Annotated in this window: 19 protein-coding genes; 8 read left to right on the forward strand and 11 right to left on the reverse strand. The window is 38.3% G+C overall.

Annotation, left to right across the window (positions count from 1 at the left end; all coding sequences use genetic code 11):
• Positions 1-8: 8 nt before the first annotated feature.
• Positions 9-896: a retropepsin-like aspartic protease gene (locus tag ABIB30_RS00895; RefSeq protein ID WP_354298859.1), complete on the reverse strand. Its 888-nt coding sequence runs from the start codon at positions 894-896 to the stop codon at positions 9-11.
• A 100-nt stretch (positions 897-996) separates the two neighbouring features.
• On the opposite strand from ABIB30_RS00895, the gene ABIB30_RS00900 reads away from it, so the two are divergent.
• From ABIB30_RS00900 to ABIB30_RS00910, 3 genes are read left to right on the forward strand one after another with little or no spacing between them, the layout of a single operon-like run.
• Entirely contained in the window at positions 997-1,674 is a 678-nt protein-coding gene (locus tag ABIB30_RS00900; RefSeq protein WP_354298860.1) for a hypothetical protein, read from the forward strand.
• Between the two features lie 22 nt (positions 1,675-1,696).
• A complete protein-coding gene (locus ABIB30_RS00905; protein ID WP_354298861.1) occupies positions 1,697-3,763 on the forward strand; it encodes a hypothetical protein in 2,067 nt (688 codons plus the stop codon).
• Positions 3,764-3,765: 2 nt separating this feature from the next.
• Positions 3,766-5,031, forward strand: a complete 1,266-nt coding sequence (locus tag ABIB30_RS00910; protein WP_354298862.1) for a hypothetical protein — start codon at positions 3,766-3,768, stop codon at positions 5,029-5,031.
• Positions 5,032-5,076: 45 nt separating this feature from the next.
• On the opposite strand, the gene ABIB30_RS00915 is transcribed toward ABIB30_RS00910, so the two are convergent.
• Positions 5,077-6,345: a YeiH family protein gene (locus tag ABIB30_RS00915; RefSeq protein WP_354298863.1), complete on the reverse strand. Its 1,269-nt coding sequence runs from the start codon at positions 6,343-6,345 to the stop codon at positions 5,077-5,079.
• 132 nt (positions 6,346-6,477) lie between these two features.
• Positions 6,478-7,590, reverse strand: a complete 1,113-nt coding sequence (locus ABIB30_RS00920) for an aminotransferase class I/II-fold pyridoxal phosphate-dependent enzyme (RefSeq protein ID WP_354298864.1) — start codon at positions 7,588-7,590, stop codon at positions 6,478-6,480.
• Between the two features lie 277 nt (positions 7,591-7,867).
• On the opposite strand from ABIB30_RS00920, the gene ABIB30_RS00925 reads away from it, so the two are divergent.
• Positions 7,868-8,410 (forward strand): NADPH-dependent FMN reductase, encoded by a 543-nt coding sequence (locus tag ABIB30_RS00925; RefSeq protein WP_354298865.1) that lies wholly within the window; start codon positions 7,868-7,870, stop codon positions 8,408-8,410.
• 131 nt (positions 8,411-8,541) lie between these two features.
• Positions 8,542-10,914, forward strand: a complete 2,373-nt coding sequence (locus tag ABIB30_RS00930) for an ABC transporter permease (protein WP_354298866.1) — start codon at positions 8,542-8,544, stop codon at positions 10,912-10,914.
• Positions 10,915-11,133: 219 nt separating this feature from the next.
• Here ABIB30_RS00930 and ABIB30_RS00935 read toward each other — a convergent pair whose 3' ends face one another.
• Positions 11,134-11,814, reverse strand: coding sequence for a pseudouridine synthase (locus tag ABIB30_RS00935; protein ID WP_354298867.1), 681 nt, complete (start codon positions 11,812-11,814; stop codon positions 11,134-11,136).
• Positions 11,815-11,882: 68 nt separating this feature from the next.
• On the opposite strand from ABIB30_RS00935, the gene ABIB30_RS00940 reads away from it, so the two are divergent.
• Entirely contained in the window at positions 11,883-12,620 is a 738-nt protein-coding gene (locus tag ABIB30_RS00940; protein WP_354298868.1) for an NUDIX hydrolase, read from the forward strand.
• 3 nt (positions 12,621-12,623) lie between these two features.
• On the opposite strand, the gene ABIB30_RS00945 is transcribed toward ABIB30_RS00940, so the two are convergent.
• The 7 genes from ABIB30_RS00945 to ABIB30_RS00975 form a co-directional block, all read right to left on the reverse strand.
• Positions 12,624-14,030: an efflux transporter outer membrane subunit gene (locus tag ABIB30_RS00945; RefSeq protein ID WP_354298869.1), complete on the reverse strand. Its 1,407-nt coding sequence runs from the start codon at positions 14,028-14,030 to the stop codon at positions 12,624-12,626.
• Between the two features lie 28 nt (positions 14,031-14,058).
• Entirely contained in the window at positions 14,059-17,259 is a 3,201-nt protein-coding gene (locus tag ABIB30_RS00950; protein WP_354298870.1) for an efflux RND transporter permease subunit, read from the reverse strand.
• A gap of 6 nt (positions 17,260-17,265) precedes the next feature.
• A complete protein-coding gene (locus ABIB30_RS00955) occupies positions 17,266-18,429 on the reverse strand; it encodes an efflux RND transporter periplasmic adaptor subunit (RefSeq protein WP_354298871.1) in 1,164 nt (387 codons plus the stop codon).
• Between the two features lie 53 nt (positions 18,430-18,482).
• Entirely contained in the window at positions 18,483-19,076 is a 594-nt protein-coding gene (locus ABIB30_RS00960; protein ID WP_354298872.1) for a TetR/AcrR family transcriptional regulator, read from the reverse strand.
• A gap of 231 nt (positions 19,077-19,307) precedes the next feature.
• The gene (locus ABIB30_RS00965; RefSeq protein ID WP_354298873.1) at positions 19,308-19,592 is read right to left on the reverse strand and encodes a helix-turn-helix domain-containing protein; all 285 of its coding nucleotides are present in this window, start codon (positions 19,590-19,592) and stop codon (positions 19,308-19,310) included.
• Positions 19,593-19,762: 170 nt separating this feature from the next.
• The gene (locus tag ABIB30_RS00970) at positions 19,763-20,431 is read right to left on the reverse strand and encodes a GDSL-type esterase/lipase family protein (RefSeq protein ID WP_354298874.1); all 669 of its coding nucleotides are present in this window, start codon (positions 20,429-20,431) and stop codon (positions 19,763-19,765) included.
• A gap of 26 nt (positions 20,432-20,457) precedes the next feature.
• Entirely contained in the window at positions 20,458-21,348 is an 891-nt protein-coding gene (locus ABIB30_RS00975) for a LysR family transcriptional regulator (protein WP_354298875.1), read from the reverse strand.
• Positions 21,349-21,423: 75 nt separating this feature from the next.
• Here ABIB30_RS00975 and ABIB30_RS00980 point away from each other — a divergent pair, with 75 nt between their 5' ends.
• Together ABIB30_RS00980 and ABIB30_RS00985 are read left to right on the forward strand one after the other, a co-directional pair.
• Positions 21,424-22,485, forward strand: a complete 1,062-nt coding sequence (locus ABIB30_RS00980) for a saccharopine dehydrogenase family protein (protein ID WP_354298876.1) — start codon at positions 21,424-21,426, stop codon at positions 22,483-22,485.
• A gap of 6 nt (positions 22,486-22,491) precedes the next feature.
• Complete coding sequence (locus tag ABIB30_RS00985; protein ID WP_354298877.1) at positions 22,492-23,397, forward strand: DUF1338 domain-containing protein; 906 nt, start codon at positions 22,492-22,494, stop codon at positions 23,395-23,397.
• Positions 23,398-23,424: the final 27 nt, after the last annotated feature.

The following is a 23,424-nucleotide window of genomic DNA, read 5'->3' on the forward strand; positions in this document are numbered from 1 at the left end:
CAGCATAATTATTCATTGATAATCAACTGTGCATGATTCACATCAATAGTAATCTTTTTTCCGATCCAGCCAAGCGAAACGATACCATCATAAATCAGCCCCTCCACAAAAGAAGCTTTTTGGTTTTCCAGTTTTGCCGAAGGAAGGTCTTTAAGTGCTATCGACTGCAGATTAGCTGTGTATATTTTGCTCAATACAGCAGGGTTAAAATCACTGGGTTTAGCGCTCACTTTCACGTTTGCGGTATCTGTACTATCGATTCCCAGTAAAGGCATATATTTAGAATTGATGCGGTAAACATTATTTCCCGAACCACTATCTATAGAAAATTGCAGATTTAGTTTATCGTTGATATTAAAATACGCAAACATATCCAATGATTTATCTCTGGATATTTCCAGTTGTAAAGCAACAGTTTTGCCTTTGTTCTTCAACTCAGCAAAGCTCTTTGGCGTTTCAAAAATCAGTTGCTTATTGGTGTAATCCAGGGTCACTACCTGCTTTTTAAAGCTCATTAAAGAAATCAGTCCGTCTATCGGGCCAAAGTCCACATCGAAAATTGTCAATACCGGATTTGTTTCAGTAAAACTTCCTATAGTCAACGAAGCGGCATCATAAAGATCGGCATCAAGCTTCTCTCCGGTCGCTCTGAAGGCTGTATATCCTCCATCCTGCTTCTTTAATCCTTTGATTTTATCTGAGAATTTTTTAGTGACCAGCGTTAAGCCTGCACCGGTATCGAACACAAAATTGCCTTCAACACCATTGATTTTTGCTTTGACCATCACGTGTCCCTGGTTGGTTATGGTGATGGGAACAGTGGTCTGTGCTTGTAATGTCTCGCTGGTTAATGCGATGAAAATTAGAAATAGTAAAGGTTTTAAGTAGTAGAGCATTGATTTTGGCATAAAAAATGGAAAGTGGAAGATACAAAAGAAGATTTGAAAAAAACTCTACCTTTAAAAAATATTATATAACGATTATTCTACCTTTTAAATGCAAAATAAAGCGCTCAGATACCTGCTATTACTTTTAACTCTATGTTGTTTTTCTTCTTGTTTTCAAATCATTGAAGAAATTAATATGGCCAATGATGGCTCAGGAACAGTAAATCTGACAGTGAATTTGAGTGCGAGCAGATCTAAGGTAGCCTCTATCATGCTTTTAGATAGTATCAATGGGTATAAAGTGCCAACCAAACAGACTATTCAGAAAGAAATGGACGAAATAGTTGCCTATTTGAAAAAGGCCAAAGGGATAAGTAACGTCAAAAAGAAAGTAGATTTCGATAATTTTATTGTGAGCTTAAGTTTCGCTTTTGAACAGGTTTCTAATATCAATAACATCAATCAAAGCGTCCTTAAGAAGTTGAAGATCAATGCAGTAAATAACTCTTCATATGCTTATACTATAGCGACCGGAACATTTCAACGCAATTATACCCATACTAAAGAAGCAGTTATACAATATAATAAGCTGAAGCCAGAGGTGAAAAATGTCTTTAAAGAAGCGACTTATACCAGTATTTACAGATTTGAAAAACCGGTTGTCAGTTCCGCTAATCCACTGGCTAAAGTCTCAAAATCTAAAAAAGCTATTTTGCTGAATACAGGTATCCTGGGCCTGATTAATGGCAAAACCAATATCTCTAATCAAATTATCCTGTCTAAATAACATTTTATAATATATCATTCTCATGAATCATCTTTCTAAATGTGCGGTTACTGCCATTTTTTCTATAGTTGCGCTGGGCGCAAATGCACAAAGCCTGGTCAATAAAATCCCGGCAGATGCCAAAGCTGTTGTTACCCTTAAAGGAGACAACCTGATTGAATTGATGTCTGTAAAAGAGTTCAATACTACTTTTCTTGGTAAAAAGATGCTGGGGAAAATGCCTGAATCAGTAAAAGGACAAACTAAAACTATTGCAGATTTTGGCATTAACCTGGCTTCTGTTTTTTACTATTATAACCAGAGTAATGATAGTGTAAGTTATAATTGTGTCCTTGCCCCTGTCAACAATTCCGGACAGCTGGATGATTTGTTCAAACAGTCTGATAAGAAATTTACTGTAAATGATCAGTTAAGATCTTTTTATAACCATGATTCTACGGAAGTGGTGATTTGGAATAATGAAATGTTGCTTTTTGTGAAAAGCAGCGGAAAAGAAGCTTATTTTTCCAGACCAGAAGTGAGTAAAAGATTAGGTTTACCTGTAACCAGAGATTATAGTTTAACGGATTCTGCAACTAATGTGGCTGAACCTGCTTACCGTGGTCTTGATTATACAAAAGATGCGGACTCTGCAATAACGGCAACAGAACCTTACCTGGAAGAAATAGTACCAGTAAGGAAAAAGAAAGCTGCTGTTCGCCAACATAAATCTGGCCGCCATAGTCTTCCAAAGCATAAAACGTCAAAGAAATACCCGAAAAGAAAAAAGGTAAATAAAGTAAACAGTATGGATGAGCAGCCTGTTAAGGAAGAGAGTTATGCAGTAATTGATACAGCTAATTCCGATATTATTATTGATGAAAATGCTCCGGTTTCTGCTTACGCGCAGGATATTGAAATTGACACAGCTACAGTAAATGCGAATAAACGGATCGCAGCTATTAAGAATAAAGAAGTAGCAAGCTGGACAAAAAAGATGATCTCCGGCTTCTTCATGAAGGATAACCACAGTTCTATCTTAAGCAATAAAGATTTTGTTAAAAGTATAGATGAAAAAGCAGAAGTTACAGCATGGATTGCAAGTACTGAAAAAGCGGTGCTGGATTTTATGCCAACAGCAATTTTTAAAGGAATCAATGTACTGAACGGTTATGGAAGCGCAAATGTAAAACTTTACCTGGAAAAGGATGCCATCCGAATTGGTTCATCGATTACCTTAAATAACGAAATGGCAGAAGCCTTTATCAAAATTAATAAGAGAAAGGTAAACAAGAAGTTTCTGAACTATATAAATGAAGATAAACTTACAGGTTATATGGCTTATGCGTTGGATACCAAGGCTTATTTGCAGGAATACCCTAAGTTAATGAACAGAATGTACGGTTCAATTTATAAGGATGAAGCAGACATGGCGACCGGTTTATTTTCACTGTTACTAGATGAGGAAGCGGTTAGTAAAGTAGTTAAGGGGGATGCACTTTTCATTTTCAACGGCTTAAAGCAAAATGAGGTTACTTATAAAACTTATGAGTACAATGAGGATAATTTTGAGAAAGACACAGTCACCAAAACTAAAAAAGAAACCTCTCCTGATTTCTTGTTCATGGTTTCTACGGAGGATACCAGGCTATTAAATAAATTGATTGCTTATGGAGTTAAGAAAAATGTAGTTAAGGATCTGCATAGTTACTATGAGATCTTCACACCAAAGACACCTATGCCTCTTTATTTTGCGATTCATGACGGGATTATCTTTGTTGGAACGAACGTGGATGAGATTAAACAGATTGTTAGTAATCAATACCAGGCGAAGGTTTCTGCTAAACACAGGAACGCAATTTTGAAAAGTAATTTCTCTGCGTATTTCAGTTCTAAAAGGCTGGCCGGAAAGATTCCTGAAAATGAATTGACCAATCCTGTGCAATTGATCAGAACCAACAAACTGCTGAATTCTTTAGGAGATATTTATCTGAAATCTAACCAGATCAAAGGAAATGTGTTTTCTGGAGAGATTAGCATGGATATCCCGGCGAAAGCGCAAAATGCTTTAAAATATTTATTCTCTATTGCGGAAGATGTAGAAAAATAAGGATGAAGAAAATATTCGTAGCAGCAACAGGTATAGTTTTACTGTTGCTGTTAGCTGTTTACAGCTTGCTTCAATACAGACAATACAGTTCTTATCAGAACAGGATTCATCAGCATGCTTCACTGATTTTTAAAATCAATGTAGATCATATTGTGAAAAAGAGAGGTTTAAGTAATTTAAAAAGCGATGCTCGTGGATTTGGTGTACCCGCTAATATTTTTGTTTATACGGTTAGTAATAAATCAGCACTGACATTTTTCTGTTCTCTCCCGGTAACCGATACTATAGAATTAAAGGCCTATCTTAAAAAAGTATTCAAGATTAATCATTTTATAATAAATGCACAAGGATCGGTTTGGGGAAATAATCAGGATCAAAGTATAAAGATAGCTTATGATGACAGGAACGTGGTGGTCTGCTATTCTTTACTAAAAGAAAATGTAAATGACATCATGGGAGAACTGCTGGCGGGAAAAAGTTTTTTAGCTGATACAGCTGATCGGATTGTCAGGTTGAAAAAGGAGAATGCTCCTATTGTTTATGATTTTAAAAATTACTCCGGACAGGCAAGCTTTGCTGATCACTGTATTTTATTAACCGGGACATTTCCTGCAGCGGGTTTTGGCGTAACGGATGTATTGAATCGGCCTGCTGCTTTAGCTAAAGGTTTAAGTGTTAATGCTTGGGTAAATGGTGATTTAAGCAAGTTATTAACTAAGGATATCAGGTTTAAAGATTATGTGCTGGAAAGAGACTCGCTATTAAAGTATTATAAAGGGTATGCGGCGATTGCAGTTGGAAATCCGGTAAACCAATCACAATCAGTAATCAGCTATACTTACAATGACGAATTTGAGAAGGTTGAACAGGTGGTTCAGAAAGAGGTTAAAGTTCCGGAAATTACCTTATCCTTAAAGGGGAATACATCTTCATTGGTGCATTACTTGCAAAAACAAAGGATTATTGGGATTGATAATCAGCTGAATAAAGAATTGTTTCCTTTGTATGAAGTTTATGGTCAATATGATAACCAGGCGTTACAATTCAGCACGAATGAAGCCGGACCAATGGCTTCCGGACTGGTTACAACTCCTTATTTCCTATTTGCAGAACTGGATTTTAATCAAATCAGCAAGCAGAACCAGTTTCCTGTATTGAATACCTACATCAAAGATTTGAGTTCGCTAAAGGTAAAAGCGATCAGGCAAAATCATCGGGTTGGAAAAGTTGAATTAGAACTGAAATTTAATAGGGAGATTAGTTTTTAGCATAAGTTATTTTCCATCTTCGGGAGCATAAGGTGCTCTTATTCCTCAAATCTGCGCTGCGTCGCTAAACAGGAACCAGGCAATAATTAAAGTGATGAAAATGTTAAACAGCTGTGCTAATAAAAATGCATATAACGGCTTTTTATTCTCATTCTTAAAAAGATCTTTAAAGTTAGTTTCCAGGCCTATACTGGTAAAAGCTAATGTAAACCATGCATTTTGCAGGTTTTTAAGGCTATCCTTTACCGGAGCAGCTGTAGCTGGTGATAGAAAGAAAGAGAAAACTACCGACGCGCCTATAAATGCGAGTACGAACTTTGGAAATCTCTCCCAGATTACTTTTAAGGTAGGTTTTTCTACGACGTCGCTGCCTTTGGCAGTTTTATTATAAGACCAGTAAATACTAATGGCAAAAGCTGCGATTCCCAGCAGCACATTCTGTGAAAATTTAACAATGGTACTGATCTTTAACGCTTCCTCTCCTACTAAAGTCCCGGAAGCCACAACCGCTCCTGTCGTATCAATACTGCCACCCAGCCATGCGCCGGTTACTTGTTGTGGAAAAGAAAAATAAGCAGCGATATAAGGCATAAAGATCATCATTGGAATAGCAGTAATGAGCACCATAGAAATCACGTAAGACAACTTTTTAGGATCACCTTTAATAGCTCCTGAAGTAGCAATCGCAGCAGAAACGCCGCAAATAGACACTGCACTGGAGATCATCATGGTCAATTCATCATCTACTTTCAGCTTTTTACAAAGCCAGAACGCAAAATACCATACAGATAGCACAACTATTAATGCCTGCATCAGCCCTAATGAGCCTGCTTTTAAGATATCTGAAAAAATAACTGTGGTTCCAAGTAAAACAAGTCCGATTTTAACAAAAAGCTCGGTAGATAGCGTGTCCTTAAACCATTGTGGAAGTTTAAAAAGGTTACCGATGACCAGGCCGATGGCCAGACTAAAGATCACAGCTTCCAGGTTAATTGATTTGATAAATGAATTTCCGGCTACGATGAGTGCAAAAATAGTGAGCAGATAGACTGCGGGAAAACTGATTAGAAAGTTTTTGACTGGCTTACCGGTTACCAGCGCACCAATTGCACCGACTATCAGTACAAAAATAAACTGAATGAAGATTGTCGTGAGGTTACCTGTATTAAAAATAGCAGTTCCAAGTTCAGCGGGACTGCTCCATTTATAGACAGGTACAGGAACTATATAAAAAACAAGGGAAAAGAGAATGACAAGAGATCCCAGGATAACTACTGTCCAATCTTCGTGCAGAGGTTTAATTTTATCGGTCATTTTAACAATTAAGGTCAGGCTTCCAATTGGTTAAGCACCCTAATATATTAAAATTTAACTTATACGAAGTGTAAGACTACTAATTTAGTATGCTAAATTAGCAGTCTTCACATTTTAGGCTGTTTCTTCGCTTTATTTCCTGATATACTTTCCGAAGATTTCCAGAATCTCTGGTAAGTTTTCCCGTCCAAATCCAACTCTCGCATGTTTGTCGCCGTATTCAAATGTTTCGGCTGGTAATAACATGATTCCTGTTTCTTTAACCAGTTGTTCTGCAAATTCCAGGGATGTTTCTTTAATTTTCAGCTTGATAAAAGCCGTCGATCCTCCCACTGGTTTGGGGAAATCAAACAAGTCTGCGTTGTCCTGATGAAACTGCGTAAACAATTGAAGGTTCCTTTTAATTTTCACTAAGTTAGGCTGTACAAATTTATCCATGTTGTTGAGTGCAATAGTGGCTAGTATTTCACTGGTTGCACTGTTACAAATACTCAGGTAATCTTTGAAATTCTCTACTTTTTGCAGGATGTCTTTGTTTTTTGAAGTCAGCCAGCCTAATCTTAAACCGGCAAGGCCAAAGGTTTTTGCTGCGCCCCACAAGCTGACTGCATTTTCATATAAATCGCAAGCAGAAGGTAAATCCTCTTCTTCTGTATGGTTTAAAAAGCGGTACATTTCATCAGAGAAAAGAACCAGGTTATGCTTTTTAGCTATGGCTATTATCTTTTTATAATCTTCAAGAGCCGGGATAAAACCGGTAGGATTATGCGGGAAATTGATAATGATCATTTTGGTGGCGGGATTGATCAGTTTTTCAAGTTCTTCAGGATCATAGTACCAGTTGTCTTGCTCCTGGCTGGCTTTCCACGAGGAAACATCACAGCCTAATGATTTAGCGATCTCATATAAAGACTGATACATCGGTGACATACAGATCACATGATCTCCCTGGGAAAGTAAAACATTCATCAGGACAAAATTAGCTTCGCCGGGTGAAGAAACGACGATTTCATCCAGTTCAATAGTTTTGAAATGCTGTTTAATTGCGGTACGGAGTTCCAGGCTCCCACGTGTTTCTGTATAACCTAATTTTAAGCCATTCCATCTTTCTTTTTCTTCTGCTGTAGCCAGGTTAAGCACATATTCCATTGGGTAACCGTCACAGTCAGAACTTGACAACAGATATTTAGCTGTAAATTCATATCTGGCAAAGTATCTTTCTACAGCAAAATCTTTTATTTTCATATCCAGGTTTTTAGGTTTAAGCTTATGCTCATTTTTTTAGTTTTAAGCTATGCTCATTTTTTAAGTTTAAGCGATGTGCACTGCGGCTGCTAATATATATTAAACCATCTTTCCAATCAACCTCAATCCTGTCTCCATTTCGTCTTTCGCCAAAGAAGCATAACCTAACCTCAATGCATTTAAGCTACTGCCATCAAAAGAAATGAGGATTTTTTATGCTCCATTGCCTGGTTATGGTTTCTTTGCGCTTTATAGATTCATTGTGTATTATTGCTTCATGAAACCGATAACTCCAAAAAATATCATTGCTATTTCTGGCAGTACCAGGAAAAACTCCACCAATCATCAGTTGATTAAAGCTATTGGAGAGTTATCAAAAGATATTTTCGAAATTACAACGTTTGAAGGTTTACTGGATTTGCCGGCATTTAATCCTGAGGAGAGCTTTGAAAACACACCTGCCAAAGTCCTTGATTTCAGAACCTTGCTCTACACTGCCGACGGCATATTGATTTGTACCCCGGAGTACGCACATGGAGTTCCGGGAATATTAAAAAATGCAATCGACTGGACAGTTTCCAGTGCTGAGTTTTCTAATAAACCAACTGTTCTGATTACAGCATCTACTGAAGGAAAATATGGGCATGAAGCCTTATTGGAGACACTAAAGGTTATAGAAGCAAAAAATATAGAACACCTGCAGTTGCTCATTCCTTTCGCTAAAACAAAAATCAATGCGGAAGGTCAGATTACAGATGAAAAAACGCTGGAAGAAATCAAAAAATTAATCCTTAGCTTTAAGCATACGATCAATGAATAACGTTCAGGATTGAACAGTAAATGTCCGGAATTGAACAGTTATAAAACCGATAACAAGCTTAATCATCAGGTAAGCTATAATTTGATTGATGGCACATCCTTGGCAGTGTTGTACCTATTCATTCCCAATCTATGTTCAAACTTAAATTCATCATCGCGTTCAGGAATATCTGGAAAAACAAATCGTCTTCACTAATCAATATTGGAGGCCTTGCTATTGGATTATCATCTTGTCTGCTTTTGATGTTATATGCACATTATGAATTGAACTACGATAAGCAGTTCAAGAATTCAACTCAGATTTATCAGGCCATGGTAAATGGTTATGACGGAAATGGCAATACGGTAAGAACTATAAACCTAACTGCTAATGTGCTTGCCGCAACGTTAAAGGAAGAGTTTCCGGAGGTTAAACATATCGCCAGAACAACGGATGTCTACAAAAGATTATTGACCACTAACAATACTAGCTTCAAAATTAATAGCAGATATGCAGATCCAGATTTTCTTCAAGTATTTGATTTTCAGTTTATCAGCGGAAATCCAGTAAAAGCATTGAGTGACCCTAATTCCATTATACTTACGGAAACTACGGCAAAGCGTCTTTTTGGGACCATAGACGCCTTAAACAAAAGCGTGAAATTTGAGAACCAGGCAGATTTAAAAGTTACTGCTGTTATCAAAGATCTCCCTGCCAATATCACTTATAGTTTTGAGGCACTAGCTCCATGGACGTTATTTGAGAATCTAAATCAATGGCCGGCCAAAACGAACTGGGGCAACCATTCCTTTTATACCTTAATGACTCTGGCTCAAAATCCGGACATCAATCAGTTCAATCAAAAGTTGAAAGGTTTAGTTCAAAATCATCTTGCTACAGCTAAAGAAGATGTTTTTCTTTTCCCACTGACCAGGCTACACTTGTATGGTGATTTTACCAATGGTAAAAGTACAGGAGGGAAAATTGAGCAGGTTCAGCTATTTGTAGCATTGGCTATTGGTATCTTATTGATTGCTTGCATTAACTTCATGAATCTATCTACTGCCCATGCACAGAAAAGAGCAAAAGAGGTTGGTATTAAAAAGACGATGGGGGCAACAAAAAGCGAATTGATATTTCAATTTTTAACAGAATCCCTTATTTTAACAGCAATCAGTATATTATTTAGCATTGCGATTGTGGAGCTGACCTTGCCCTGGTTTAATCATTTGCTGGGTATCACTATAACGATCAATTACTTGGATCCTTCTAATTGGATGATCTCAATTGGTTTGCTTTTGTTCACTAGTTTTCTTGCTGGTTGTTATCCAGCATTTTACCTTTCCAGATTTAACCCGGTACAAACTTTAAAGAAGGCGGTTCATGTGGGCGGTTATCACGTGTTAGGTTTAAGACAAATTCTGGTTATTGTTCAGTTTTCATTTGCTATCATCTTAATTGCTTCGACAATCACGATCTATCAACAAATTCAGTTTATTAAGAACAGGTCATTAGGCTATCAGTCGAATGGTTTGATTGAGGTTCCTCACGAAGGATTGCTTTATGAAAAATATGATCTTTTGAAATCAAGATTATTAGCCAGCCAGGCAGTTATCGGGGTTACACAATCTTCGGGTGGTATCACCAATAAGGAAAGTACGATTCGTGAATTACAATGGGAAGGCATGGCAGAATCGGGCAAACTTATAGATTTTGATCAGCTTTACACGACGGCAGATTTTGTGAAAACAACAGGAATCAGGCTAACTCAGGGAAGAGATTTCAACAAAGACAGGGTCTCTGATCAGGCTGGAATTCTGCTCAGTGAAAAAGCAGTCCGGGTGATGGGGCTGAAACATCCGATCGGTGCAAAAATAATTCACCAGGGAGAACCCAGGGTGGTTACTGGTGTGTTTGCGGATATTGTATGGGGTAAACAAAACAAGTTCTCCGCCCCTATGATCATAGCTTATGCAAACGGAATCAGTGAAACAATCACCATGCGGCTTAATCCTCAGAAAAATGCTGTTGAAAGTATGGCTACCATTGGTACCATCCTTAAGGAACTTAACCCGAATTTCCCGGTTGATATTAAGTTCATCGATGACCTGAATCAGGAAAAATTACAAAATGAAGTGACAATGGGTGCTATTGCTAATATATTTGGTGGACTTGCCATAGTGATCTCCTGTATGGGTTTGTTTGGTCTGACCGCTTACAGTGCTGCGCAGCGTACTAAAGAAATAGGCATCCGTAAAATATTAGGTGCAACGGTGAAAGAGTTAATGGGAATGCTGACAGTGAATTTTGTAAGGCTGGTATTGATTGCTGTAGTGATCGCCTCACCTATCGCCTGGTACCTGATGAAGAGCTGGTTAATGAATTTTGATGTTCAAACTCCAATCAGCTTTTGGATATTTATTTTAACTGCATTATTTACAGTCTTTATTGCATTGCTCACTGTGAGCTGGCAAACCTACAAAGCAGCTATTGCTAATCCGATAAAGGCACTTAAATATGACTAGAAGCAGGTTTTAATAATCAAACCGTAAAACTACCTAAATTAAAAAATGCATATTGCTACGTTATGAGTTCTATATTTTTCTACTATATATTTGGATCATTAAACCCCAAATATTCAAAAAATGAAAGATCTGCAAACGCTCAGATTTTAATGAATAGCTGTGTAGTTCCGACCCGAAAAATGAGAGAAGTTCCTGACCTGAGTTTAGATAATCGTGTTTTCATGACCAGCTCATGATATCCATAACTCTTTTAAATTCTTCGTGTATACCAACTTTTAAATGAATATCTTCTTTGGTAACCGGATGTTTGAAACTGAGTTCTGAAGCATGTAATAGCATGGTTGTCATTTCCCATTGGTCTTTAAAGAACCTGTTTTGTTTATTGCAGCCATGTTTACGGTCGCCTATAATTGGATAAAAGATATGCGCAAAGTGTTTACGGAGCTGGTGCATACGTCCGGTCGTAGGGGTTGCTTCTACTAAAGAGTATCTTGAAGTGGGGTGTTGACCCAAAGCAATATCGAGTTCTGCTCTTTTAAGGGTGACAAACGAAGTGAAAGCTTCTTGAATCGCGCCATTTTCTTTCACCAGGGGATAGTCTATGTCTTGACTATCTGGAGCATAACCTCTAACAATTGCAAGGTATTTCTTTTGTATTTCGCCATTCTGAAACTGCTGATGCAGTGCAATTTCAACTTCTTTCTCAAAAGCAAAGAGTAATAAACCACCTGTTTTTCTGTCTAAACGGTGTACCGGACTTACGCGTCTGTTAACCTGATCTCTTAAGAGTTGCAGTGCAAATTCTTTCGCATCGGTTGCGATGGAGGAACGATGTACAAGTAGTCCGTGTGGTTTATTGATCGCAATGATATGATCATCCTGGTATACAATTTCAAGCATTAATTTTTTTCGCGAATATAGCAAAAAAGCCAAAATATCTTTTAAACAGATTCTTATATTGCCCCGTAATGAAACTAGACCAGGGGATAATAGAGAAAAGTAAATGGATGTGGGAAAATTGCTTACCCCATATTTCTGTAGATAGTGTAGTATTTGGATTTCATGAAAACCAACTCAAGGTTTTGTTACTCAAAATGACTGTTGCTCAAAAATGGTTATTACCAGGTGGTTATATCCTTAAAAATGAAAGTTTACAAGATGCCGCGCAACGTGTTTTGTTCGAACGTACCGGTGCAGAACGTGTCTATTTACAAGAATTCGGAGTATTTGGAGCTACAAATCGTTCTGAAGGATTTTTTGAAGGCTATGAAGATGACCTGTGGTATAAACAACGTTTTATTTCTGCCGGGTTTTATGCACTTGTTGATTATACAGAAGTAAATGTGATTGCTGATGAATATAGTGAAACCTGTGAGTGGCGAAGTATTAATGATCTGCCGGAACTGGCAATGGACCATCAGTTGATCTATAGGAATGCTTTAACTGTATTAAGGCAACAGTTAAGTTATAAACCGATTGGCCTGAATTTACTTCCAGAGAAGTTTACACTTTCAGAGTTACAAAAGCTTTATGAAACTATCCTGGGGAAATCGCTGAACAGGGGTAATTTCTACCGCCGTATTATGCGCTTTGATATCTTGATTAAACAGGAAGACCCGCGTAAAGGTGGGGCGCATAAAGCACCCTACCTTTACAGCTTTGATCCTCTGAAATATCATGAGTCTCTGCAGGGACTCGATTGGTAATCGCTATTTCCAGCCACCACCTAATGCACGGTAAAGATTAACTACAGCTTGCATTTTTTGCAAATGATCACTTACACCGCTTAATTGCGCTGCTAATAAACTTTGTTCTGATGTTAATACGTCAGTATAGTTTGTAGCAGAGCTAAAGCGCAGCAAGTCTTGTGTGTAGTCCACTGCTTTAACCAGTGCTGCAACTTGTTTAGCTCTCGAATCTTGTTTTTCTACCGCAGTCTGATAGGCATAAAGAGCATTTGAGACTTCTTGTCCTGCTACCAGTAAGCTTTGCTGGAAGTTATTCAATGCTTGTACTTGAAGTGACTGAGCAGTCTTTAAACGTGCTTTATTTAACCCCTGATTGAAAATTGGCTGGGTCAACCCTCCTACTAAATTATAGAATACAGAATGGTCAAAGAAGTCTTTCAAGGTCAGGTTTGAAAAACCAGCTGAAGCTGTTAAAGTTAAACTTGGATAGAAATAGGTTCTGGCCAGGTTCGTATTTTCAAAAGCCCCTCTGAAAGCAAGTTCGGCCTGTTGAACATCAGGACGGTTCTGCAATAACTGCGCAGGAACACCAGTCGCTAAAGCTGAAGGAACAGCTTGCGCTTCCATAGTGCTTCTGTCAATAGATCCTGGATTTTCAGCTAACAATATGCTAATTGCGTTCTCGGTTTCACGGATACTTCTTTTCAAGTCTGGTATAGAAACTTCAGTGGCATAACGGCTAGCCTCACTTTGGACTACTGCTGCACCATTAACTACTGCGCCTTCTTTCAGGGCTTTCATCGTTTCTACATTTGCAATCCTGCTTTCCAGTGTTTTCTGAGTAATCGCCAACTGCTGATCTAAAGCTAATAATCCATAATAGTTATTTGCAATATCAGCAATCAATTGTGTCTGTATAGCTTTCTTTGCTGCGTCTGTTTCCAGATACTTTGCTAAGGCCGCACGTTTACTACTGCTCAATTTACCCCAGATATCAGCTTCCCACGAAGTACTCATAGATAATTTATAAGTGTTGGTCAGCGTATTAATATTAATCCCGGGAGGAAAGTTTAAACCCGCAGAAGACTGTTTGCTTCTTGTGGCATTCGCATCTGCGCTCAAAGTTGGTAAGAAAGCCAGCTTTGCCTGTTGCAAGGATGCTTGTGCCTGCAAAATGTTTTGAATTGCATTTTTCAGGTTCACGTTCTGATCCAGCCCTTTTTGGATCAGTACTTTGAGCTTCTCATCTGTAAACAACGTCTGCCATGGCTGTGAAGCCATAGTTGCAGAGTCTGTTACATTTTGTCCGCGATACAATCCGTCAGTTTTCACCTGGGGTGTTTCGTAGGTTTTCGTTACCGAGCACGCACTAAAAAAGGAAGCGGCGACCAGTAAAGCAAAAACCTGTTTGTTATATTTATGAGTCATCTTATTCTGTTCTAAAATTTAAAATCAACTAAGCAGTTGGCGGTTCAAGAAGCTTGTGTTCTTCGGCACCGTCTATCCTTTTAGTCTCCTGTTCTTCTTCCTCTTCATCATCGTCATAGCTTTTTCTGGCTGGGCCGCTGATTTTTTCTTGTAAAGTCTGGAATATGATAAACAATACGGGGATCACAAATACTCCCAGAAGAGTTCCGATAAGCATTCCTCCTACTGCACCGGTACCAATTGACTTATTACCTACCGCTCCTGCACCTGTAGAAAACATCAGGGGCACTAAACCAAAGATAAAGGCAAAGGAGGTCATCAGAATTGGTCTTAAACGTGCAACAGCACCTTCAATTGCTGCCTGAACAATCGGCATTCCATTTCTTCTTCGATCGAGGGCGAACTCCACAATCAGAATACCGTTCTTGGCCAGTAATCCGATCAGCATGATCAGGGAAATCTGGAGATAAATATTACTGTTTAGTTTGAAGATAATAGAAAACAGATAAGCACCTGCTAATCCAAAAGGAATTGATAACAATACAGCGAATGGAAGAATATAACTTTCATACTGCGCACTTAACAGAAAGTATACAAAGATCAGACATAAAACAAAGATAAATACTGTTTCACTACCTGAAGCCAGCTCTTCTCTGGTCAAACCTGAAAAGTCAAATCCATATCCCGCAGGTAATGTTGAAGCTGCTACTTCCTGAATTGCTTTAATTGCATCACCAGAACTAAAACCTGGGTTAGGTGCTCCTGTGATCGATATAGAGCTAAATAAGTTGAACCTTGAAATAGATTCCGGACCATATACCCTGGTCATTTTCACAAATTCAGTGATCGGTGCCATATTACCAGCACTATTTCTCACAAATATTTTACTCAATCCTTCTGGATTTGTACGGAATTCGGCAGCTGCCTGAACCATAACTCTGTATTGTTTACCGAACTTATTAAAGTTAGAAGCATATAGTCCACCGTAATAACCTTGCATCGTCTGTAGAACTGTGTTTACGCTGACACCGGCATCTTTACATTTCTCCAGATTTACATCCATTAGATATTGCGGGAAACCAGGGTTAAAAGGTGTCGTCGCATATTGAATCTCCGGACGTTTTGAAAGCGCAGCAAGAAAGGTATTATTTACTTTAAAGAATTCATCAGTAGTATGTCCACCTTTATCTTGCAACTGGAACTCAAATCCACCACTCTGACCAAATCCCTGGATCGTTGGAGGCGAAATAAAGAAGATACTTGCTTCTCTGATTCCTGATGTTTTTGCAAAAAGCTGACCGATTACCTGATCGACACTCAATTTACGATCGTCCCAGGTCTTTAGCTTCAGAATAACCATACTGTATGCACTACCTGCACCTGCGGTGAAATTCTGACCTACAATACGTAATGTGTTTTGAACTCCCGGAATTGTATGTGCAATACTATCAACCTGTTTAGCAATCGCCGTCGAACGCTCCATAGAAGACGATGGCGGTAAACTGATATTTGCAAATATTGTTCCCTGATCTTCTGCCGGTACAAAGGCTGAAGGTGTAGTTTTCATCATGTAAAATAAAGCTGCACCTGCAATTGCAATACTTCCCAGGACAATCCATTTTTTAACTGAAAGAAATTGTACAGAACGTTTGTACTTATTTGTTAAATTATCAAATGCAACATTAAAAGCAGTATAAAATCTTTGTACAAAACTTTGATGCTTATGGTCATCTGCATGTGGTTTCAACAGTAAAGCACAAAGCGCAGGGCTCAAAGTTAAAGCGTTAATGGCTGATAAGATAATCGCTACCGCCAGTGTGATACCGAATTGCTTGTAAAATACACCTGTAGATCCTGTAATAAAAGTTACCGGAATAAATACTGCCGCCATAACGAGTGTAATGGAAATAATCGCACCCGATATTTCACTCATTGCATCAATAGTAGCTTTCTTAGCTGATTTATAACCATGGTCGAGTTTCGCGTGGACCGCTTCGACGACTACAATCGCATCATCGACCACAATCCCGATGGCTAGTACTAAAGCGAAGAGTGTAAGCAAGTTGATCGTGAAACCGAATAAGTTCAGGAAAAAGAAAGTACCAATAATTGCAACCGGAACCGCAATTGCGGGCACTAAAGTAGACCTTAAATCCTGAAGGAAAATAAATACTACAATAAATACCAGGATAAAAGCTTCAACCAGCGTGTGAATTACTTTATCAATTGAAGCATCAAGATTCTCATTTACATCGACCAGCGTAGTATACTTGACTCCTTTAGGGAAAGTTTTGGCAGCTTCTTCAATGATCTTTTTCGAATTGTTAATTACGTCTCTTGCATTTGAACCAGGTGTCTGACTAATCGCCACACCTACTGATTCTTTACCATTGGTTTCAATAGTTGCAGTGTAACTTAATGCACCTAATTCAACTTTAGCTACATCTTTTAACCTTAATAACTGACCGTTTCCGGCAGATTTAATGATAATATTTTCAAATTCTGTTGCTGTTGTTAAACGGCCTTTATACTTAATTACGTATTGAAATGCCTGGTTACCGTTCTCACCGAATTTTCCCGGTGCTGCTTCAATATTCTGTTCTGCTAAGGCAGCAGAAATATCGCTTGGTATTAAACTATACTGTTGCATCATATCAGGTTTTAACCAGATACGCATGGAATAATCTTTAGAGCCAAAAACTGTCGCGTCTCCTACTCCGGTTACACGTTGGATTTGTGGTACTAAATTGATCTTTGCATAGTTTTGCAGGAAAGTCTGATCATAAGTTTTATCATCACTGTACAAGGCAAAAATCAACAGGTTACTACTTTGACTTTTCGTTACTGTTACACCGGCCTGAGTTACTTCTGCTGGCAATAAACTTGTTGCTCTGGATACCCTGTTCTGTACGTTTACAGCTGCTAAATCGGGATCTGTTCCTACTTTAAAGTAAATTTTAATACTTGCAGCACCATCGTTAGTTGCGGTAGAAGTCATGTAAGTCATGTTTTCCACCCCATTAATCTGCTCTTCGAGCGGAATAACAATACTTTTTAAGACCACATCAGCATTCGCACCAGTATAACTGGCAGAAACGTTGACTGTGGGTGGTGCTATATCTGGATACTGCGCAATTGGCAGCGAGGTGAGTCCCAGTATCCCCAGAATAACAATAATCACAGAGATTACCGTTGAGAGTACTGGTCTTTGTATGAATATTTTAAACATTTGCTCTTATTTTAAGTCTGCGTAGACAGTTTCCGGGTTTTCAGCATTCGCTTTAATCTGCGTGCCATCTTTTAGAGTTGCTACTCCTTCTAATACTATTTGATCTCCTGCTTTCAGGCCGCTTTCCACCACGAAGAAATTACCTGCTGTATTTTCCATCACTGTTACTGCAACATTTTTGGTCTTACCATCTTGTCCGACTACAACCACGAAACGTTTATCCTGTAACTCGAAAGTTGCACTTTGAGGAACCAGAATTGCATCTTTCACCGCGTTGGGAATTCTTACAGTTGCACTGCTTCCACTGCGGATAATACCTTTTGGATTCGGAAAACGAGCTCTGATATTTGCTGAACCTGTAGCTGTATTGATTAATCCGTTTACTGTTTCTATGCGTCCTTCTTCTGTATAAGGTGATCCGTCAGAAAGTAATAAAGAAACCTTTGGAAGTTTAGCTAGTTTCTGGGCAAAAGAACCATTGCCGTCTTTTGTGAAATCTAACAATAGCTTTTCATTCAGCGCAAAATAAGCGTAGACATTGCCTATACTCGAAACTGTAGTTAAAGGGTCTGCAGTTGTGCTGCTCACCAGACTTCCTAAACGAAAAGGAATGGAGCCTACCACCCCATTAACTGGACTGGTTACGGTCGTAAATCCTAAATTGGTTTTGGCATTAGCTAAACTAGCCTTTGCTGTAGCAACTGCTGCCTGTGCAGACTCATAAGTATATTGCGCTGATTCCAGTTCATATTTACTTACGATATCTTTCTCTACTAATGGTTTGACTTTATTGATCGCTAATTTAGCAGCATTCAGTTGTGACATGGCATTCGCAATACTGGCATTGGCTGTCCTTACTTCCTGCTCATACTGAGGTGCACTGATTTTGAATAACGGCTGACCAATCTTTACAACAGCACCTTCATCTACAAATATCTTGTCGATGTATCCGTCTACTCTTGGTCTGATTTCGATATTCTGCTGTCCTTGTATACTTGCAGGATAATCTGTGTTTAATGTGGCAGATCTGGGTTCCAGTTTCAGGACTTTGTATTCCTTAACCTGCCCAGCTGCGGCTGCGGCCTGTGCAGCCTTGTTTTTATCGTTGCCACATGAGGCCAGGGTTAATCCTGTAATGAACAGGAGCCCAATCTGTATTGATGTTTTCATATTTACTTTTTCTTGCTGATTGGTTTCTATGGTGAATTAATATTGAATACGATTTATTTTGTGGGATAGATCATGTCAAAAATGAGCTGCTTTCTTTGCTTCATTAGTTTATGATATTCCTGATCACTTATTTTCAGGAAACTTTTACTCAGATTAGCTGATAGCAAAGGATAAGCCATTAAAGCAAATAGGTTCATCATATAATGACGGGGATCCATAGTCTGGATATTTCCTTTGTCCATTTCTTCTTTGATCTCTGCCAGAAACGGTTTAGTATGCGTATCATGAACCTCGTCTGCATGCGCTTGGTTATACCGGTTAGTTTCAGTAATCAAAAACAATTCCCGGTAAGGATAAGCCATGGTCTGATCCATGAAAACATTGATCAGTTTCTTTAATTTTTCTTTAAATGTCAGCTTTCCGGTAAAGGCGTCCGACATTATTTGACGCAATTCATTCATGGCCTCTTCGGTAACCTGCTCAAATAATAATTTTCTGGACCTGAAATAATAGTGTACAAGGGTTCTGTTTACTCCTGCGGCGTCAGCAATATCCTGTGTGGTAGCATGCAGCTTTCCGTCTGCAAAAAATATCTTCTTGGCAGTATCTTTAATTAGTTGCTCTGTTCCTTTATCTTTTACTGGCATCGTGACTTCTTTTTAATATTAATGTTTGACATTTTTGTTAAACAAAGATATTAGCGAATACCCAGCTTTTCATCACATGAATGCAATCAAAGCTGAGCATTAATACAGTTATTTGTTTTTATAACAATCGACTATAAGGCCAAAATAGTCAAATAAGAAATGCTAAATAGAAGAAATTGACCAACAGCTGAAACATACCGACGAACAACTGGTTCTACAGGATAGAATGAATTATAGGATTTGTTTAGTTTTCAGGAATTTACTGACATGGCTTTCATCAGTTAGCCCAAATTCGACTGCAATTTGCTTCAGACTGTAGTTTCCGCTTGTCATTCTTATTTGGATAAGTGTTCTGCGATAGTCTCCAATATAATCCCGAAGAGTTACACCTGTATTTCTTTTAAAATAAGGGCCGATATAATCTGGAGTAGTATGGAAATGCGTGGCCATGACTTGTGCTTTAAGCTGGCCCGGTGTGTAAATATGTTCGTGAATATAGGCGAAAACAGATTCCATTTCTTTACTCTTTTTTTCCTGAGTTGTGATTTCGGGAAGATTTCGCCTGAGGATGGTAGCCGATGGCCATAATCTGAAGCCATTTAAAGATAAAACGACATTGATCGATACTGATTATCGCTAAACAAAAGCTGATCCTTGATTTGTTGGTCAAGGATCAGCTGTTTATCTTATTTTTTCAAATAAGGCATTAATAATTTATTCCAGATTGCATATCCGGTTGCATTCATATGCAACATATCTTCTTTAAATAATTTCGGTTGCATTTCTCCTTTTTTATCAAACATTGGCTTATAGATATCAAGAAATACAGTGTTTTTCTCTCCTTTTAAAAATTGTTGTACTAATTGATTTGCTTTTATACCTTTTGATAAGTACTGAACTCTGGAAGGACTTGCTTTGATTGCGAGGTAAACAATAGGCACAATTGGTAATTTTGCTCTTATATCGGTATAAAGCTTTTTAAAAGACGCAAATACTTCATCTCCTGAAGTTGCATTAATTAAGTCATTTTCACCTACATAGATGATTAATTGTTTAGGGTGATATGGAAAAACAATATCTTCGAGGTAGCGATCTACGTCAGCGGTAACTGCACCGCCAATCCCCCTGTTCAATACTGGATAATCTTTAAATGTTTTAGTAAAGTCAACCCATAACCGGATCGAAGAGCTTCCAATAAATAATATTGGGTCTTTTGGAGGTGCATAAATCCTATCATACTGCTTTATAGCTTGTATATCATCCCAAAATGCAGGTTTTGCCTGTGAAAAGGAATTGAAATTAAATAGGAACAGGAATGTGGAGCTTAATGCGATTGCTTTAAAAATTTTCAACATTCCCAAAAATATCTATAATAAAAGGATCAAGCAAGCATTTCCAGTAAATAAGGTAATGCAGGATTATCATTTTTTTTCTTCCATACTGCATATAATTCGGTTTGCTGTGGAATATTTTTTAGCTCAATAAATTTAATACCAGGATTTTCTGAGGTAGCCAGTGAAGTAGGAATAATGGAAAGCCCCATCCCATTTTCCACCAATTTGAATATCGTAGGCGCATGGATAGAGCGGTGCGACAATTTAGGCGTAAAGCCCTGATCGGCACATAAATTAATGATCTGCTGGTAATAGAGCTGACTCTGGTCATTGGGGAAAAGGATAAAATATTCATCTTTTAACTCCCCTATATGGTTGAAAGCTACCGCAGACATGGAATGTGCCGCAGGCAGTACCAGCGTAAAAGTCTCTTTGTACACACTTTTAATCATCATGTCTTGTCCAACCTGGTTAGAACGCATAAATCCCAAATCAATATCCCCCTTTTCCAGAGCCAATAATTGCTCTTTATTGGTTAATTCTTCTAAATGAAACTCAATATTCGGACAATCACTATTAAACTGTTTAAGTAAAACAGGTAGTATAGACTGCATTGCCGAAGCCACAAAGCTAATTCCAAGCTGTCCGGTATTTCCTTTTTGCAGGAGCTGTACATTGTTAACTGCTATTTGCATTTTTTGAATGACCTGAACAGCGTCTTTGTAAAATAGCTTTCCCGCTTCATTTAAAACCACTCGTTTATTATTCCGGTCAAATAAAGAATGCCCGAGGTATTGTTCGAGTTGTTTAATCTGCTGGCTCAAAGCCGACTGCGATATAAATAGCTTCTCTGCCGCCTTCCGGTAATGCAATTCCTCGGCGAGTAGCTTAAAATAATTTAAATGTCTTAGTTCTATTTGATTAGTGATACTTATCATAGTTTAAGTAATCAGAATTATTACTAATGGTAAAACTAATGATATTTGAGATTGTAAACCAAAATAAACTTAATAATGATCAATAAAATTTTAAGCCTGGGCCTTGGCAAGGTAGGTACGCTGGTAGCAACATTGCTGAGCGACCAGTTCGAAGTTACTGGAATGGACAAACAAGCTCCACACTATGATTATGAGCTTCCATTCAGTATCACCACCGGAGATGTATCTGATTTGGTTTTAATGGAAAAGATGATAGGCCAGTTTGATGCGGTAGTCTCTGCCCTGCCGTTTTTCTTAAATAGTCCGATTGCACGAATCGCACACAAATTAGGAAAACATTATTTTGATTTAACTGAGGACGTTCCTACAACCAATGAAATCAGAAAACTAAGTGAAACAGCTACGGCTGTAATGGCTCCGCAATGTGGTTTGGCACCAGGGTTAATTGGTATTATTGGTGCGCATCTGGGAAATGATTTTGAAAAATTAAGGTCAATTGATATGCGGGTTGGTGCTTTACCAAAATACCCGAACGGTGCGATGGGCTATGCATTTAATTGGTCTGCAGCGGGTGTGGTTAATGAATATATTAATGATGCTGAAGCTATCCATCATGGTCAGCGGAAATTGGTACCTTCATTACAGGGCAAAGAAACTATCCAGATCAATGGTGCGCTATATGAAGCTTTTTATACATCGGGTGGTTTGGGAACCATGTGTGAAACTTATGCGGGTAAACTGGACAGACTGGATTATAAAACTATTCGTTATCCAGGTCATTGTGATCTGATGAATTTCCTGATTAATGAATTACATATGAAGGAGGATAAACAACAATTAGAAGATATCCTTAAAAATGCAAAACCTCCGGTGGATGAAGATGTGGTTATTATCTATGCAGATGCCGAGGGATGGAAAAACAATGAATTGAAACGTAACGAATTCTGTAAATCTTATGGCCCTATCGAACTGAATGGCAACTCATGGAGAGCAATTTCATGGACTACAGCGGCGAGTATTGTGGCTGTTGTGGAGATGGTTGCTAATGGCTCATTGCCTTCTAAAGGCTTTATCAAACAGGAAGAAATCTCGTTTGAGGCACTTTTAAATACAAAATGCGGAAGTCTCTTTAAATAGGTAAATATGAATTTTAACACGAATAGTCCACTAGATATTTTTCTGACTGAACTTTTTAACCGTTACCGTGAAGCTGTGCCAGAAGTTAATCAGATTACGGCTGCTTTATTGAAAAACGGTGTTGTTGGTTCTCAGGATGAAATTGTAAATGATCATATCGCTTTCAGAACGCTTGGCGTTCCGAATCTTGGTATTAAATCATTTGAGAAAATCTTTCTGTTTCACGGCTACCAAAAGAGAGATCATTATTATTTTGAAGAGAAAAAGCTGGATGCGTATTGGTATGCCCCTCCTGCTCCGGAATATCCGCGCATCTTTTTAAGTGAGCTCAAAGTAGATCAGTTAAGTCAAAACACGCAGGAGATTATCAAAAAATATACAGGTGATATTAAATCAGATCCTGTTGATGCGCTAAATCTGAACGATGGTGAGGCTATTGCTGCATTTTTACATCATCCATTATGGAGATTACCAGATTTAAAAGATTATACTGCATTGCTTGAAGAAAGTGAATATGCTGCCTGGGTAATTTACAACCGGTATTACCTGAATCATTACACGATCAGTGTTCATGCGCTGCCTGCAGGTTATCAGTCTCTGCCTGATTTTAATAAATTTGTGGAAGGTCTGGGCATCAAGCTAAATGATGCTGGAGGAAAAATTAAAACCAGCGCAGATGGTTTACTGAGCCAAAGCAGTACAGTGGCCGGTTTACAGGAAGTTAAGTTTGCTGATGGGGCAAAAACACAAATTGCGGGTAGTTATGTGGAGTTTGCAGAGCGTTCAGTTTTGCCGGCTTATAATCACCTTAAATCTGAAGAAATTCAATCAGTACATAGAAGAGAAGGTTTTGAGACCAGCAATGCTGATAAAATTTTCGAAAGCACTTATACCGGACAAGTAAAGTCCTGAAACTATTAAAAGATATATTATTAAAGA

The sequence above is a fragment of the Pedobacter sp. UYP1 genome (assembly GCF_040547305.1).
GTDB lineage: Bacteria > Bacteroidota > Bacteroidia > Sphingobacteriales > Sphingobacteriaceae > Pedobacter.